This is a genomic window from Clostridium sp. AM46-21, assembly GCF_003480025.1.
Classification (GTDB): domain Bacteria; phylum Bacillota; class Clostridia; order Lachnospirales; family Lachnospiraceae; genus Coprococcus; species Coprococcus ammoniilyticus.
This window is the reverse complement of record NZ_QUIB01000002.1, coordinates 41,816-59,092: the sequence shown is the minus strand read 5'-3', so window position 1 is coordinate 59,092 and position 17,277 is coordinate 41,816. Positions and strand designations below refer to the sequence as shown.

At 42.8% G+C, this 17,277-nt stretch carries 15 protein-coding genes; 2 read left to right on the top strand and 13 right to left on the bottom strand.

All coding sequences use genetic code 11. The features are described 5' to 3' along the window. Positions 1–349: 349 nt before the first annotated feature. The 4 genes from DW959_RS01395 to dnaK form a co-directional block, all read right to left on the bottom strand. Positions 350–1,150, bottom strand: coding sequence for a DnaJ domain-containing protein (locus tag DW959_RS01395; protein ID WP_021944315.1), 801 nt, complete (start codon positions 1,148–1,150; stop codon positions 350–352). After that, entirely contained in the window at positions 1,151–2,062 is a 912-nt protein-coding gene (locus DW959_RS01390) for a DUF5685 family protein (RefSeq protein ID WP_118615095.1), read from the bottom strand. Positions 2,063–2,076: 14 nt separating this feature from the next. Continuing rightward, complete coding sequence (locus DW959_RS01385; protein WP_118615092.1) at positions 2,077–2,472, bottom strand: hypothetical protein; 396 nt, start codon at positions 2,470–2,472, stop codon at positions 2,077–2,079. A gap of 105 nt (positions 2,473–2,577) precedes the next feature. Continuing rightward, positions 2,578–4,332, bottom strand: coding sequence for a molecular chaperone DnaK (gene dnaK, locus DW959_RS01380; protein ID WP_117807895.1), 1,755 nt, complete (start codon positions 4,330–4,332; stop codon positions 2,578–2,580). 262 nt (positions 4,333–4,594) lie between these two features. Between dnaK and DW959_RS01375 the strand changes: the two genes are divergently transcribed. Both DW959_RS01375 and fucO read left to right on the top strand, forming a co-directional pair. After that, the gene (locus tag DW959_RS01375) at positions 4,595–5,464 is read left to right on the top strand and encodes a DMT family transporter (protein ID WP_021944311.1); all 870 of its coding nucleotides are present in this window, start codon (positions 4,595–4,597) and stop codon (positions 5,462–5,464) included. Positions 5,465–5,652: 188 nt separating this feature from the next. After that, positions 5,653–6,801, top strand: coding sequence for a lactaldehyde reductase (fucO, locus tag DW959_RS01370; RefSeq protein WP_118615089.1), 1,149 nt, complete (start codon positions 5,653–5,655; stop codon positions 6,799–6,801). A gap of 86 nt (positions 6,802–6,887) precedes the next feature. Here the strand turns inward: fucO and DW959_RS01365 are convergent, their stop codons facing one another. From DW959_RS01365 to DW959_RS01320, 9 genes are all read right to left on the bottom strand, one after another. Next, complete coding sequence (locus DW959_RS01365; RefSeq protein ID WP_347475294.1) at positions 6,888–8,552, bottom strand: acetyl-CoA carboxylase carboxyltransferase subunit alpha; 1,665 nt, start codon at positions 8,550–8,552, stop codon at positions 6,888–6,890. A gap of 50 nt (positions 8,553–8,602) precedes the next feature. Continuing rightward, positions 8,603–9,841 (bottom strand): beta-ketoacyl-ACP synthase II, encoded by a 1,239-nt coding sequence (gene fabF, locus DW959_RS01360; protein ID WP_117807902.1) that lies wholly within the window; start codon positions 9,839–9,841, stop codon positions 8,603–8,605. Between the two features lie 235 nt (positions 9,842–10,076). Continuing rightward, positions 10,077–10,538, bottom strand: coding sequence for a GtrA family protein (locus DW959_RS01355; protein WP_118615086.1), 462 nt, complete (start codon positions 10,536–10,538; stop codon positions 10,077–10,079). A gap of 10 nt (positions 10,539–10,548) precedes the next feature. Continuing rightward, positions 10,549–11,388, bottom strand: a complete 840-nt coding sequence (locus DW959_RS01350; RefSeq protein ID WP_243023290.1) for a DUF6734 family protein — start codon at positions 11,386–11,388, stop codon at positions 10,549–10,551. Positions 11,389–11,475: 87 nt separating this feature from the next. Then, entirely contained in the window at positions 11,476–12,570 is a 1,095-nt protein-coding gene (locus DW959_RS01345; RefSeq protein WP_118615083.1) for a hypothetical protein, read from the bottom strand. 323 nt (positions 12,571–12,893) lie between these two features. Beyond that, positions 12,894–13,907 carry a phosphate acetyltransferase gene (pta, locus tag DW959_RS01340; protein WP_021944306.1) on the bottom strand — a complete coding sequence of 338 codons (1,014 nt, stop codon included), beginning with the start codon at positions 13,905–13,907 and terminating at the stop codon, positions 12,894–12,896. A gap of 396 nt (positions 13,908–14,303) precedes the next feature. Next, positions 14,304–14,921, bottom strand: coding sequence for an Ig-like domain-containing protein (locus DW959_RS01335; RefSeq protein WP_147353057.1), 618 nt, complete (start codon positions 14,919–14,921; stop codon positions 14,304–14,306). A 182-nt stretch (positions 14,922–15,103) separates the two neighbouring features. Next, the gene (locus DW959_RS01325) at positions 15,104–16,720 is read right to left on the bottom strand and encodes a recombinase family protein (protein WP_118615077.1); all 1,617 of its coding nucleotides are present in this window, start codon (positions 16,718–16,720) and stop codon (positions 15,104–15,106) included. 103 nt (positions 16,721–16,823) lie between these two features. After that, positions 16,824–17,012: a hypothetical protein gene (locus DW959_RS01320; RefSeq protein ID WP_033121795.1), complete on the bottom strand. Its 189-nt coding sequence runs from the start codon at positions 17,010–17,012 to the stop codon at positions 16,824–16,826. Positions 17,013–17,277 lie beyond the last annotated feature (265 nt).

Here is a 17,277-nt window from a genome sequence, read left to right as displayed (position 1 = left end):
TATCCTCCTTGAAAATTGCACGCCAGAATGCATCCCTGACGATTTTTCTATAATCAGATGCCGGTATTATCCGGATCCTTTATATCTCTTTCGTCCTGATTCATCATAATAACCGATTTTACTATGAGAATTTTTGGAAGAAACCTATATTATTTTAACAAAAAAACATGTATTTCTCAATACATGTCTTAATTTTTTGTAGAAAAATACATATTTTTTAGACCAAAGTCTAATTAATCTTGCAATTTTACAATGATTTTTCAGTTATTTTCTGTTTTTATAGTTATTTATACGCTCTTGCCCTATGGGGCATACCAATATCTGAACAGTTTCATAAGGGATTTTCCTTCTAATAACCGCCTGAATAATAGCCGCCACAAGGGAAACAGCACATATTTCCACCACAACAGGAGAGACAAAGCAGGGTAGTGCAGAATGTATTACAGCATTTTGTCATATCCCGGCCTGACATATCCATGCCGTAGCCCTGTCCCTGATCCATATACCATTTCGATCCGCTCTTGATCTGTTCGTACGCCTGCTTGTATTCCATATTATCCGGCTCTAACTGTATCGCTCTCTGAAGCATCTCAAGCGCCCGGATCTGATTACCAAGTCCGGCATTGCACACACCGGAATAATAATGCCATTTTGCATTATGATCCTGGATCTGGTTCAATACTGTTCTTGCTTCCTCATAACTGCCTGACCGCAGATAGTTTCTGGCTGCCTGAAAATATCTGGAATCCTGATCGTTTGGATCATATTCCTCCCGTCTTCCGCCGGTATAACCGCCGAACCCACCAAACGGTCCAAAGCCGCCATAGAATCCGCCAAACGGATCTGACTCATCATAAGTCGTTCTTCCACCGCTGTTGCTGTTTCGGTAACTGCCTGAACCATATGAACCATTTCCATATGGGCTGCCATATCCACCTGCTCCGTATGAATTTCCATAACCGGTATCACCATCCATGATCGCCTTGTATGCCTGCTGGATCTCTTTGAACTTCTCCTCTGCCTCAGCTTTATTTGGATTGTTGATATTCGCATCCGGGTGATATTTTCTGCTCAATCGTCTGTATGCACTTTTTACTTCATCATTACTGGCACCATGCGGCAATCCCAGTACTTCATAAGGATCTTTCATTTATTCTCCATTCTGCCTGTTATCTGCTCTGCTACCGCATCTTTCGGCAGTTGCTTTATAATAATTATTCCATATGCCAGAATACACGATATTTCTGAGAATTTCCACATTTTTTATGATCGGAAGCTTTTCAAATTCTCTGGCACATTCTGCCGCCTGCATCATCAGGACTTCTTTTACCCAGTCTGCAAGCATCTGCCATTCCTCCACCGGAATGTCCTCTGTCTTCGTTTCTTCACTGCATGTCAACTTGTGTATCAGTGGATTAAAGCTGTGTCTTTTCCTGTCTTTTTCGATATCATCGTAAGCGTCCAGAATATATACAAATCTTCCAAGATAATAACCGATCTTTCTCAGATTTTCTTCCCATGCATCAGCTCTTACGGCAAATATCTCTGCCAGCACTTCACCAAAATATCCTGATAGACGATCCAGATCTTCACTGTTTTCTTTCTCAAGCTCGCTGATCTTTGCAAGCCGATCTGCAATAGTATCAATCTTTTGTCTGTAATCATATAACCGGCTGTCTTTCTTTTCCAGCTCTTTCTTCGGTATTAAAAGCTCCGCATACAGCTTACGAAACAGCTTCTTATCATCTGTCCAGTCATCCATGCATTTATAATATGTAAGAATACGATTCATATCCGCTGCATAATCGGAGTACAGATTTCTGGCATATTCATGTTTTGTCATCGGATGAATCACACATCTTTTTGTACCCCGTTCCTCTGACGGCTCATACAATCCGGTAAGCAGCAGCACCAGAAATGTCATATCGTAGCTTAATGACAACTGGCCTTTTGCGCCCTGATCTTCTTTTAATGCCCTGCACAACCCGCAGTAATACCTGTGGTATTCGTCAAATTCTTTAAATTTCATTTCCTGCTGGTTTACTACTATATATCCAAACACGCGCCTGTCTCCAATCAGCTTTTCTTAATAAAAGTATTCCCACATTTCGGACATCTTATCTCGATCCTGCCCTTGCCTCGTGGAATCCGGATCATCTGCTCACAACGTGGGCAGGTGAAGATCTTATAATCTTTTCCGGCTTCTTTGCTTTTCTTCATCCGTTTAAATAGATTGCGAACACTTGCTGTATGGCTTAGAAACCACTTGTTTTCTGCCGCACGCTTGTCATATTTCTTGGAAAAAATACGCACATACCCATAGATAAAGGAAGCGAGTCCAAGGAAATACAAAACTCCTGTCTTCGCCCAGACATCTATGATGATCAGGAGCAATCCTGTCCAAGTCAGAAATGACGAAAACTGGTCATTTCCATATCTTGTTCGCATAAAGTTATAAATCTTATCTCTCATATCAGCACCATTCTTTCTTTGCCCTGCAGATCTGCTGCCATTTCAGTACCTTCAGGTCATTTATTCTATCTATATATTTCCAATCCGATGTTCGTAATATTCTGCCTATCCAAGGATCATTGCAGATTCCTGCAACTGTCTGTAAGCATCCTTTATATTGCCTGCTTCTATATCCGTGATCCGGTCAGCATCCGTCCGGCATACGAGCTTCTTCAGATATTCCAGATCTCTCCGAATCTTCTTGATCTGAGCCTTATCCAGTTTCTGACTTTGTACCTCTAACTGATTTTCTACTTTATATACATATGCTTCAGCTTCATTCCAGATATCCATATTTTCCTTGTTGCCCTGAGTTTCTTCCTCATACCGCATGGCATCTTCTCTTGCCCGGCGAATCTCTTCCTCTGAAAGATTCGTACTGGATGTGATAACGATCTGCTGTTCCACGCCTCTGCCAAGATCCTTTGCAGATACCTTTAGGATACCATTTACATCAAGATCAAATGTAACCTCGATCTGCGGAACTCCTGCAAGTGCTCGCTTGATTCCACTCAGGCGGAAGTTACCAAGCAGCTTATTATCTCTGGTATATTTGCGTTCGCCCTGATACACCTTTACCTCTACATCACGCTGGAAATTTCCGGCCGTCGTAAAGATCTTGGATACCCTGGTCGGAATTGGTGAGTTTCTTGGGATCAGTACATTTGCAATACCACCTAAAGTCTCGATTGACAGAGACAATGGTGTTACATCCATCAGCAAAATATCATTTACCTTATTCGTAACGGTCAGACCACCACTGAGCTTTCCTCCTTGAATCGCAGCTCCCATCGCAACGCACTCATCCGGGTTGAGATTCTTCGAAAGCTCTTTTCCGGTTATCCTCTTAACCTCGTCCATAACGGCAGGGATTCTGGTTGACCCACCAACCAATAATACCTTATCTAAACTTCCGGCTGATATACCTGCATCCCGAAGTGCCTGATTGACCGGACCGTCTGTCCGTTTTACAAGATCATCTGTCAGCTCATTGAACAACTCTCTGGTTATGAGCATATCGAGATGCTTCGGCTCGTTCTTTACGACCGTGATAAACGGAAGATTGATATGAGTCTGCAGCGTACTGGATAATTCCTTCTTTGCCTCTTCGCATGCTTCCCGGATACGCTGTACCGCTGTTATATCTTTCTCCAGATTGATCCTTGTTTCTTTCTTAAATGACTTTATCACATACTGCACCAGACGCTCGTCAAAATCATCACCACCAAGATGATTGTCGCCTGCGGTTGCAAGAACCTCGATCACATGATCTCCGATCTCGATCACGGATACATCAAAGGTTCCGCCACCAAGGTCATATACCAGAATCTTCTGTGCCTGTCCGTTATCCAGACCATAGGCAAGTGCCGCTGATGTCGGCTCGTTGATGATTCGAAGTACATTTAACCCTGCGATCTTTCCGGCATCCTTCGTCGCCTGTCTCTGACTGTCATCAAAATACGCCGGAACCGTGATGACCGCATCATGAACCGGCTCACCTAGATAGTTTTCTGCATCCGCTCTTAACTTTGACAGAATGATCGCCGATATCTCCTGTGGTGAATAATCTTTTCCATCTATTCTTTTTCTATATGCTGTTCCCATTTCTCTCTTGATCGATGCAATGGTTCTGTCAACATTTACCGTAAGCTGTCTCTTTGCAGCATCTCCCACCAGTCTGTCGCCATTTTTCGTAATGGCTACTATCGATGGTGTGGTACGGTTGCCTTCGGCATTCGGTATGATCGTTGCCTGTTCTCCTTCCAGAACGGCCACGCAGCTATTTGTCGTTCCTAAATCTATTCCTATTACCCTGCTCATGTATGATCTCCTATTCTGCATCAATTATTTAAATTATTTTTTCTTACACTTTTTCTAGAATGTATGATAGACAAGTTTTTTGAATAAATTGTGTATAGTTTATAAAGCAAGTATAAAGTGTTTCATAAAACTTTGGCTGCTGACAAATACGAAAACATGCTATAATGAGCATTGCTATGGAATGTGTCTTCATATACCGGCATAATGCGAAAATACTGTTTATTTTCGCAAATATCTAACAAACAGAAAGTGGTGTTTTTATATGCGAGAGAAAACAAAAGCAATTCTTTATATAATTCTGGCCGGTGTCGGTTTTTCTTTTATGAACGTATTCGTACGATTATCCGGCGATCTTCCTACGATTGAAAAAGCATTTTTCCGCAATCTGGTCGCAGCATTCATCGCGCTTGTTGTCCTGATCCGAAGTGATCTCGGACTGCATTATGAGAAACGGCACATTCCGATGCTGTTTATGCGGTCGATCTGCGGCACACTCGGTATCATGTGTAACTTCTATGCAGTCGATCACATGAACATCGCCGATGCTTCGATCCTGAATAAGCTGTCACCGTTTGCCGCTGTTATCTTCTCGATCTTCCTGTTAAAGGAAAAGGCAAGTCTGAAACAATATGCTGCTCTGATCGGGGTATTCATCGGTGCTTTATTTGTTATCAAACCATCCCTGAACTTCGCTGATTTTGCTCCGGGTCTCATCGGTTTTACCGGCGGTATGGGTGCAGGCGCTGCTTATGCGGCAGTAAGATATCTAAGCAACCACGGTGCAAAAAATCCACAGATCGTATTCTTTTTCTCCGCATTTTCGACTCTGGTCATGCTGCCATTTGTGATCGCCTTTTATAAACCGATGTCATTTTTCCAGTTGTTCTGTCTGTTAATGGCAGGTGCCTCCGCTGCTGTCGGTCAGTTCTCGATCACGGCTGCTTATTCACATGCTCCGGCAAAGGAAATATCGATCTTCGATTATTCGCAGATCATCACCTCGGCAATCCTTGGTTTCATTTTCTTCAGCCAGATACCGGATGCATTGAGCTTTATCGGGTATGCCGTTATCATCGGCATTTCTTATCTGAACTGGCGCGCAGGATTAAAAGCAGATGCAGCCGGCAAGTAAATTTAGATATTATTTATAATTATTACTATAATATTTCTTATTGTTTGTATATTGTCAACAACAACAAAGTGTATTACACTGTATTTGACAGGTGTTTTTGCCTTGTTTTTGTAGAAAATATATAGATTGATTTGTGCAGTATATATAAGTCACCTGCACACAGTTACATAATAGGAGGTATTATTTATATGGCTAACAGATTTGTATTAAACGAAACATCTTATCATGGAGCAGGCGCAATCGCAGAGATCGCTACAGAGGCTATCGGCCGTGGCTTCAAGAAAGCATTTGTCTGCTCTGATCCTGATCTCATTAAGTTCGGTGTTACTAAGAAAGTAACAGATGTTCTGGACAACGCAGGTCTTGCATATGAGATCTATTCCAACATTAAACCAAACCCTACGATCGAGAATGTTCAGTCTGGTGTTGCTGCTTTTAAGGCTGCTGAAGCTGATTACATCATTGCGATCGGTGGCGGATCATCCATGGACACAGCAAAGGGCGTTGGAATCGTGATCGCAAATCCGGATTTTGCTGATATCAGAAGTCTTGAGGGCGTTGCTCCTACCAAGAATAAATCCGTACCTATCTTCGCTGTACCTACAACAGCCGGAACTGCTGCCGAGGTTACGATCAACTACGTTATCACAGATGTAGAGAAAAACCGTAAAATGGTATGTGTGGATCCAAAAGACATTCCAGTCGTTGCATTTGTTGATCCTGAGATGATGAGTTCTATGCCAAAGGGTCTGACTGCTGCAACCGGTATGGATGCCCTGACACATGCGATCGAAGGTTACATTACCGCTGCTGCATGGGAATTATCTGACATGTTCCACTTAAAAGCAATCGAGATTATTTCCCGTTCCCTTCGTGGTGCTGTAGCAAATACACCGGAAGGCAGAGCTGATATGGCACTTGGCCAGTATGTTGCCGGTATGGGATTTTCAAATGTAGGTCTTGGTATCGTTCATTCTATGGCTCACCCTCTGGGAGCTCTGTACGATACACCACATGGTGTTGCAAATGCGATCATCCTTCCTACTGTTATGGAATATAACGCAGAAGCAACCGGCGAGAAATATCGTGAGATTGCCCGTGCTATGGGAGTTGCCGGTGTTGACAATATGACACAGGAAGAATATAGAAAGGCAGCCATCGATGCTGTTCGTCAGTTATCACAGGATGTTGGAATTCCAGCCGACTTAAAAGATATCGTAAAACCGGAGGATATTCCTTTCCTTGCTCAGTCTGCATATGATGATGCATGCCGCCCAGGCAATCCAAAGGAGACAAGCGTTGAGGATATCACCAAGCTGTACGAGTCATTGATCTAGGATTTATATAAAAACAGGGATGTAACATCGAGGGCATCATAATCATTATGATGCCCTCAACGTTATATCCCTGTTTTTTATTTTATTTACATCTCACGGAATCTCTTATATCTTGCAGCAGCAATCTCCTCACCGCTCATTCCATCGAATTTCTTCAGGAATTCCTTGGCATTCATTTTAATGAATTTACCGATATATGGGACAGATTCTTTATCTGCTCCGCCATACTCAGGAATCACCTTCTCGATCACACCAAGTCTTGAAAGATCCTGTGCAGTAAGCTGCATAACCTCTGCTGCCTCCTCTGCACGATTGCTGTCCTTCCAGAGAATAGATGCATAGCCTTCCGGTGAAAGAATGGAGTATACCGCATTTTCAAGCATCCATACTTCATTACCAACTGCCATAGCAAGTGCTCCACCACTGCCGCCTTCACCGATCAGGATACAAAGTACAGGAACTTTAAGGGCTGACATCTCGTAAAGGTTTCTTGCGATTGCTTCACCCATACCACGCTCCTCTGCTTCCAGTCCACAGAATGCACCAGGTGTATTTACAAATGTGATGATAGGACGATTGAACTTCTCCGCCTGTTTCATCAGACGAAGTGCCTTACGGTATCCATCCGGAAGCGGCATACCGAAGTTACGCTCCATACACTCTGTCATGCTGGAACCCTTTACCTGTGCGATCACGGTTACAGGCTGTCCATCGATATGACCGATACCACCAACGATCGCTTTATCGTCATTCATTGTTCTGTCTCCATGGATTTCATGGAAATCTTCACAGATATAATCAATATAATCAAGTGCACAAGGACGAGTCATCTGTCTTGTACCACGAATTTTCTCCCAAGGAGTCTTATTCTCAACAGAAGTCAATCTCTCCTTTAAGATCTCGCTGATATCAAACTTCTCGTCTTCTTCCTTATCGAAGTTTGCATAACCGGTTCTCTGTTTATGTGTAACGATCAACTGATACATGGTATCCTTCATCTTATCTCTGGTGATAATACCATCAATAATACCATGCTCTACCAGGAACTCTGAACGCTGGAAGCCTTCCGGAAGATCCTGTCCGATCGTCTGCTTGATAACACGAGGGCCTGCAAATCCAACCAGAGCACCAGGCTCACCTAAGATGATATCGCCAAGCATTGCAAAGCTGGCTGTTACACCACCGGTTGTAGGATCTGTAAGGATCGATACATATAACAATCCGGCTTCCGAATGTTTCTTCAATGCTGCGGAGGTTTTTGCCATCTGCATCAGGGAAATGATACCCTCCTGCATTCTGGCACCACCGGAACAACAGAACATGAATACAGGAAGCTTTTCTTCTGTCGCACGCTCAACCGCTCTGGCAATCTTCTCACCAACAACATAGCCCATACTGCTCATCAGGAATCTGGCATCACAGATACCGATCATAGCCGGCTCACCATTGATCAGAGCCTTACCGACTGTAACCGCTTCTTTCAGTCCTGTCTTTTCCTGCGCAGCCTTAACCTTATCCTCATATCCGGCTGTATTTAACGGATTTGACATCGGCATATCTTCAAACCATGGTTCAAATGACTTTGGATCTGTTACCATCTTGATACGGTTCTTTGTCTTAACACGGAAATAAGAACCACATTCATAACAGATATATTTTGCCTTTACAACTCTCTGCTTATCAAGCTCAGCTCCACACTTCGGACATTTTACAGTCTCCGGTTTTGGCTGTTCTGTTTCGACAGCCTTCATTTTTCCATCTCGGCTTCTTTTGCCTTTTTCTTAATAAATAACATTTCTTTTTACTGCTCCTTATATTTCTGTAAAAGAATACATGCATTATGTCCGCCAAATCCAAGAGAATTGCTGATCGCACAATCAACCTCCTGCTCATATGGCTCTTTACAATAATCAAGATCCAGTTCTTCTTCACTCTCATGAAGACCACGGGTTCTGTGGATATAGCCTTCCTCGATCGTCTTTGCTGTAACGATACATTCGATCGCACCTGCTGCACCAAGAAGATGTCCTGTCATAGACTTTGTAGAATTAATCTTGATGTCCTTTGCATGATCGCCAAATGCTTTCTTGATCGCTCTGGTCTCAACCAGATCGTTTAAATGTGTACTGGTTCCGTGTGCATTGATATATGCAACATCCTCCGGGGATACGCCTGCATCTTTTACAGCATTTAACATAGCTTTTGCAGGGCTCTCGCCTGAATCTTCCGGTGCTGTGATATGGAATGCATCACTGGAGCATCCGTATCCGCTGATCTCTGCATAAATCTTTGCGCCACGCTTCTTAGCATGTTCCAGTTCCTCAAGAATAACGATACCGGAACCTTCACCAAGAACGAAACCATCTCTCTCTTTATCAAATGGAATTGAGCATCTGTCCGGATTATCAGATGATGACAACGCTGTTAATGCATCAAATGTCGAGATACCGATCGGTGAAACTGCTGCTTCTGTACCACCGGCGATCATTACATCTGCATCTCCATACTGAATTGTACGGAATGCTTCACCGATACTGTTTGTACCGGATGCACATGCTGTAACAACATCAATACTCTTTCCCTTGCAGCCAAGCTGAATCGCAATATTACCTGCTGCGATATTGCTGATCATCATAGGTACTGTAAATGGGCTTACACGATTCGGTCCCTTTGTCATGATCTTCTCATATGCACTTTCAAGTTCCTGAAGACTTCCTACACCGGAACCAACACAGGTTCCAACCATGTATGGATCTTCTGCTGTCATGTCAAGCTTTGCATCTGCAACTGCTTCCTTTGCTGCTGCAACCGCGAACTGTGAAAATCTTGCCATTCTTCTTGCAGCCTTTGGATCAATATAATCTTTTGCTACAAATCCTTTTACTTCACCTACAACCTTGCACTTATATTCTGATGCATCAAACTGTGTAATCGGTCCAAAACCATGTCTGCCTTCTTTTAAGCCGTTCCAGAACTCATCCACATTCAAGCCAAGTGGAGTAACCGCTCCCATTCCTGTAATCACTACTCTTCTACTCATATTCAATAATTCTCCTTAATATAAAGTATGATTTCCATTTTCTTCCATATATATACCATCCAGATTATCTGTGAAAGATATAGAAGAAATCCTGCATTGTTAAATTCTATAAAAATTTACTTTGTCAGCTTATGTATAAACCACACATACTGCACAGAATGCATGGTTACGCCGATATTGTACTACATTTTACAAAAATATGGAAATAAATCTTGTAAAGTTTTTATTAATTATCTCACGATTTCACGACATACTTCTCTTCCGACAACATTTCTCCACTATTTTTCTTTTCGTATTGAATAGAAAAGATAAATTTCTTACTGATGAAATAATTCAAAAAGATCACAAGGATCGATGTAAACACCTTAACGCCCATCGCATTCCATTTCAGTCCGGTGACAAGCGCAAAGATAATTCCCGTTTCGATCAGAAGTGTAGATACCCGGCTCAGATAGAATAATGCCAGTTCGATAAAATATGCCTTTACCGTGGCTGCCTTCGTGTGGAATACAGATTTGCGGTTTGTCGCAAATGACACATAGTTGTACAAAATCCACGACATATAATTGGCATAGACCTCATTTATCCCGCATTTGTACATAAAAAACCAGGCAGACCCTAAGTTCACTGCCCCTACGAGTATGCCCCATGCGATATATATGTATATTTCCTTTGGTATTTTGCGTAAAAGTTTCATACCATTCTCCCTATAGTCCTGATATCGGAAGCTGCTTGAGTGTCGTCTCTTCTTCCGGAAATTCCCGGACGATGCGATCATACATTTTGCGGTTAAAAGCTTCCCTTTCTTTATAATTGAATTTCAGAATGTTCTTATAGCCCCATAAATGTGTGAAGATATCCTGGTTCTCGATCTGTGCCGAACCGGGAAAAAAAGATGATATCTGCTTTCCCTGCTTCTCTGCGCACATCGCAAGAAGACGCTGTTCCGCAAATACCATATGGCAGAGATTCTCCTCTGTCTCCAGACAATTCTCCATAAATGTGATCGAACTGTCAACATAATAATTCTTAAACGCTTCATCCGCGATATATAACATACAGGTATTGACCGGAAGAACCTCAAAGCTCCAGTCCGGGTCAAACCGATACTCCTGCTTCATATGGAAAAACTCTTTTCCCGGATACACATCAGGGAATATCCCTTCTCTGTGTATTGCACAGATATCCGTATCTTTTATAATATTCCGTATATCCTTCCAGATGATCAGATCCAGATCCACCATGACCGCAGGCATCTGCATTTTTTTCAATGAATATAATTTGCCGGCTGCCCAGAACACCTTTTCCGGTACCGCTTCCGGCACTGTAATTTCCTCGATTCCGAGATTCCAGATGTGCGCAAGTCCCAGCTTCTCGATAAATACTCTTGCCTCTGCATCCGCACACAAACGGATCCCCCCATTGTGTTTTCTCCACATCAATGCCGAAAGAATCATCGTAAGGACTTCATAGTCCTGCATCCAATATTCTTCCGCTTGTTTTCCCGCCATATACGGTTTTGACCATAAGGAATGAAATCCGTCCATATGTTGTCCTTTCAAGATAATTGAAAACCAGCTAAATATTGATTAGCTGCAGGCTCTTGACCTTCTCAGCCAAGGGGTGCTTCCGCTCTATATTAAATCCAGCCCATAGCCAAATGTGCTGTTTCCGCCTTTTCTGCTGCATGGTCGTTTTGACCGGTTTATAAGCTGCCATTCCGGCGGCATGTAATACCAATGCGGAATATCATAATCATCTGCCCCGCCATCTGTTGCCTGATAAAATGTCGGTGTGTACCGGCTGCCTGCTAAAAATCCACGCTGGCTGCCATTCTCGTATTCCCACTCATACATCCAAGGTCGATTACTGCTTGTCCAGAATTCACGATTGCTGCCCGTCAGATAGCCTCGGTTGCTGCCATAGAAAAAGCCGTTCCGGCTTCCAAAAAAGAATCCCCGATTGCTACCTGTCAAAAACTCCCGCTGACTTCCAAAAAGGAATCCCTGCTGACTTGTCCCCCAAAATCTACCTTGACTTCCAAAGAAGTTTCCACGTTGACTTGTCCTAAACAGACTTCTCTGGCTACCACCGAATAGACTTCTCTGGCTGCCATTCTCATATTCCCACTCATACATCCAAGGTCGATTACTGCTTGTCCAGAATTCACGTTCACTACCAACAAAAGTTCCATGTTGACTGCCTGCTAATATTTTGCTCTGGCTTGTACCGAATAAGCTTCGTTGACTGCTCATCTGGCTTCCAGATACATCCGTACGATTTCCTTTACCGCCATTCTGCGAACCCTGTATCCTCACGTTCTCTGCTTTCTTCTTATAATCAACCGGGATCAATATATTTCCGTTAAATTCCACACTAAAAGGCCTGCCATTCCACATCACATATGTGCGATACGGATACAGCCTGCCCTCATGTGCGATCAACTTCATATAAACAGGAATTCCACCTGTTTTTTCTTCCAACTGTCTTGCCTGTTTTCTTGTTGCCTTTATAAAATAACCACCCGAAGGCAGTCTGTCATTCAGGATGGAATTCAATTCCTCATTCCACTCTATAAAAACATTAAATTCCCCATTATCATTACGATAGTTTCGCATATCAAAAAAAACCAGACCGGCAGCCACTGGAAGCATGTTAGAAATTCTGTTATCAAATTGTGAAAGTTCCTCTCCGGTTCTCTGCAAAAACAATGAATATACGAAATTCATTCAAATCTCCATTCTGACACCCACAAATATGCTGTCCCAATTTTTCTGTCTCACAGGCGTCATTTGTTCGCCCTTCACGCTAAAAAAGCGCTACAATCCCATACTAAATACTCATGATATTATGGTAAACCATTTACCCATTTATTTCAAGAAAAATCACACTTTCTTGCAATGAAAAATCAGCAGAATCAAAACTGCAAAAGCCACAAATATTAACAGCCGCAGAATTCCTGCAAATAGAATAATCATCTTTAGACATAGACAAAAGCCGGACACTATCTCTTTAAACCAAAGATAATGTCCGGCTTTTATCTATCTACACTTTACGCATCTTTATTATCTGCTAATGCTGCCGTGATGATCGCCATAGAATAAACCTCATCTGCTGTACATCCTCTGGACAGATCGTTGATAGGAGAATTAAGTCCTAACAGGATCGGTCCATATGCTGAGAAGTTACCCATTCTCTGTGCAATCTTATAACCGATATTTCCTGCATTGATATCAGGGAAGATAAAGGTATTTGCATTTCCCGCAACCTCTGACTGTGGACATTTCTTCTTTGCAACTCTAGGTGATACGGCTGCATCGAACTGAATCTCACCGGAGATCGGAAGATCAGGGTTACGCTCCTTTGTCTTTCTTGCTGCATTTCTCATCTTATCCACATCTTCGCCCTTACCGGAACCATAGGTTGAATAGCTTAAGAAAGCAACCTTTGGATCTACACCGAAGATTCTTGCACAACGAACAGTCTCCTCTGCGATCTCAACCAGCTCATCTTCATTTGGCTTAATGTTGATACCACAGTCACCCATAGCGAACACTTCATTACCACCTGTTGCAAACGGACGTACCAGAATGAAACAGGATGAAACCAGTGTGTTGCCCGGTCTTGTCTTGATCAGCTGTAAAGCAGGTCTTACTGTATCTGCTGTTGAATATGTAGCACCACCGAGAAGTGAATCTGCAATTCCCATCTTAACAAGCATCGTACCAAAGTAGTTGTTCTGATACAGGATCTCTCTTGCCTGCTCCGGTGTCACACCCTTGCTCTTTCTGAGTTCACAGAACATCTCAACCATCTCATCCATACGATCAAAATTCCTTGGATTGATGATCTCGGAGCCTCTTATATTAAAACCGCTTTCCTCTGCAACTTCATAAATCTTATCAGGATCTCCTACAAGAATCGGATGCAGGAAGTTACTTGCAAGAAGTCTTGAAGATGCTTCCAGAATACGGGGATCAGTACCTTCAGTCAAAACAATTGTTTTTGGATTTTTTTTCAAAATATCGATCAATACACCGAAACCAAAATTTTTACGTTCTTCCACGATTATAGTCCTCCATTGATTATTTATACGAATCATATATCATGCATTACATACACGTTCCGTATATTTTCAGTATTAAAAGCTATACTTGCGCATAGCGAGTCATCTTACTTTTATTATAGTGATTTTTAACGAATAAACAAGGTTTTCCATCGAAATAATTGTACCTTTTTTCGAACATAATTATTATTCAAATTTAGTTTCAATATAATGAAAGTAACAATTTATAATCTTTTAAAATCTTTATCCAATTTTTGATTACACTCGAATTATTTACTTCCATAGTCCACCATCCACCGTCATCATTAGTAAATTTTATAGTAAATTTTCCAGATGACATAATGTTAATTAACTTATTTAACTTTTCAGTATTTTTATTAGTATTAGATGAAATATCTATACTATTTGATAATCAGTTTCGTACAAATCTTTCTTATAGTTATAAAAGCTATTTTCACTATAATCAGGCATACTGAATTTGACTCTTCGGTTCGATGATATAAATTCACAATAATTATATTCAACATCAAATTTTTCATATGAAAATGCCGTAATATTAAAGAACATTTTCAAGTTAATTTTTGCTGTACTTCCATTTTTAACTATATTTATATATGGTTGAAAATCTCCATTTAAAATATATAACTGTTCCTCATTATAAAACAATGATGTTGCTTTAGTCCCTAATAATTTTGCGAAATTTCCAGCATCAACGGTCTTATAAGTAATTCCATTTTTGGAATCATTCATTGTCTTTGCTTTTCTAGTTATTTCTCCGTATGTAGGCTTCTTTTTTAAGATATTCACATAGCAATAATACCGTTTTCCATTTATCAATGCGTATATTCTTGTTTTTCCCTTTCCTACCGCTTGAATTTTGCCATTCTTACTAATTTTTGCAACTTTATTATTAAGTGACTTCCATATTACTTTAAATTTTTTATTTGAGGCATTTGTTTTAACTTTAATTTTTTTGCTTTGCCCTATATATAAACGTATTTGATTACTACTCAATGTATATTGCACTTTTTTTACTTTAACATTACAATATATTTCCTTCCCCTCTACTGTTGCGCATATCTTTGTTGATCCTGCTTTTCTTGCTTTTATCTTTCCATTTTTATCTACATCTGCAATTTGAGAATTTTTTGATTTCCAAACAATTGGTTAGTCAACCTCGAATAAAGAATGACGGCTTATGCTTCGATGTATCCGACAAAATTGTAGTAGATGTGAATATCGCGTTCCTCGTGATCGTCCACGGTATAGCGTTCGCTGATCTCAATTTTCTGAATCAGGCGCACCAGCGTGGGACGGTCTAATTCCTCAAGCTGGGCGTAATCCTGCATCATGTCCAGCCATGCGTCCACAGAGGATTCTGTTTCGAGGCGGGCGGCAAGCTGTTCTGTCAGTTCCTTGCGGCGCTCCTGCTTTTCCCGGCGCTCGGCCTCATACTGATTGAGGAGATTAACGCACACGCTTTCCGGGATGCGCCCCAAAACCTTATCTTCATAAGCGGACTGAATCAGCTTATCCAGCTCCGGAAGCCGTTTGCCGATGGCGTTCAGCTCTGCTTGCAATGTTCTGGTGCGCTCCACGCTGGCGCTCTGTTCCCTCGCTAAAAGCTGCGTCCTCAGCGTCTCACGGCTGTTCTGCGCCCACATTGCCTTGCAACGAATGTCTGTCATGACGATCTGCGTCAGCACCTTCTGGTTGATGTAATGGGACGAACAGGCATTTTTGCCGCCCGATGCGTAGCGGTTGCAGACATACGCCTTGTATTCCGGCTCTTTCTCGGAAACCTTTTTGCGATAGTCCCGCATATACCGCATGGACGATCCACAGTCCATACACCGAAGTAGACCGCCAAAGAGGGCAACCGTGCCGCTCTTGCCGCTGCGCCCTCTTACCGGGTGGTTGTCCATCCGCTGCACGGCGTCCCACGTCTCTTGTGGGATCAACGGCTCATGGGTGTTTTCCACCTTGATCCATTCGGATTCCGGTTTGCTGACCTGTTTGTGGTTTTTGTAGGACACCGTGCCGGTCTTGTTCTGTACCATGTGACCGATATAAACCTCATTGCGGAGAATGGTTTTGACCGTCACATCGTTCCAGAACGGTGTCTCGCCACGCAGATTTTCCCGCCCCTCCGCCATGTAATAGAAGCTCCTTGGCGCAGGGACTTTTTCCGCGTTGAGCTGCAAGGCGATCTTGCGGAAGCCGTACCCCTGCAAGCGCAGATCGAAGATGTGCCGCACCACGGGAGCCGTCACCGGATCGATCTCAAGAACGTGCTTGTCCGCCTCGCTTTTCTTATAGCCGAGGGGCGCATAGCAGCCGACATACTTGCCGCTCTTGAACGTGGACAGCTTCACCGCCTTGATCTTGCTGCTGGTGTCCCGCGCGTAGAGATCATTCATCACATTTTTCAGAATGACCAGCATCTCATTGTTCTTGCGGAGCGTGTCAACGCCGTCGTTCAAAGCGATGAATCGACAGCCGAGGGACGGAAACACAAAGTCTGTGTACTTGCCCGCTTCGATGTAATCTCTACCGAGGCGCGATAGGTCTTTGCAGAGGACAAGATTGATCTTGTGATCCGTGGCGTCCTGCACCAGTCGGTTCAGTCCCGGACGGTCGAAGGTCGTACCCGAAACGCCGTCATCACAGTAATAATCGTACAGCGTCCAACCCTGTTCCCGCACATAGCGGGAGAGCATTTCCTTTTGATTTTCTATGGACACGGATTCCCCGGCACGCTCATCGTCCCGGCTCAGCCGTGCGTAAATACCAACGATATAATTTTCCTGCATTTTCTTATTTAACCTCCCGAAATGCAGTGCGTGATACAATCAGAAATCTGCAATGATTATACCACAGCACGGCTATAGATTCCACTGGGCAATGTGCCGGGATTCAGTTCTCCCGATTGACTTTTTCGAGGGAGAGGGCATCCAGCACGTCCCCCATCTGCTGCTCTGCGACAAAGAAGCTGCGTACACGATACACAGTCCCGTCCTCCATCACCAGCTCCAACTGATCGGGCAGACGCAATTTTTTCTTTGCTTCGGGACGGTTCTCTTTGCAGAAATTGTCTGTTTTCATCTTCGTATGTCCTCCGTAATTTCGGGATGGCTGGTAGCACAGCCGAGCAAATCTGTCAAGGAATTGGCTTTGCCTCGCTGCGCGTCCTTGACAGGCTCGTTCGCCTGTGCAAGCCGGTAATCAAGGCGGCGATGCCGCCATTTGCCAATGAAAATCAACTGCATTCCAAGGCTTTTTTCAATCTCTCATTCCAATTATAACAAGAACAAACGTTCGAGTCAATGCGATTGTTGGAGGAAGAGCAAGCACAGCAAGTGTAGATACA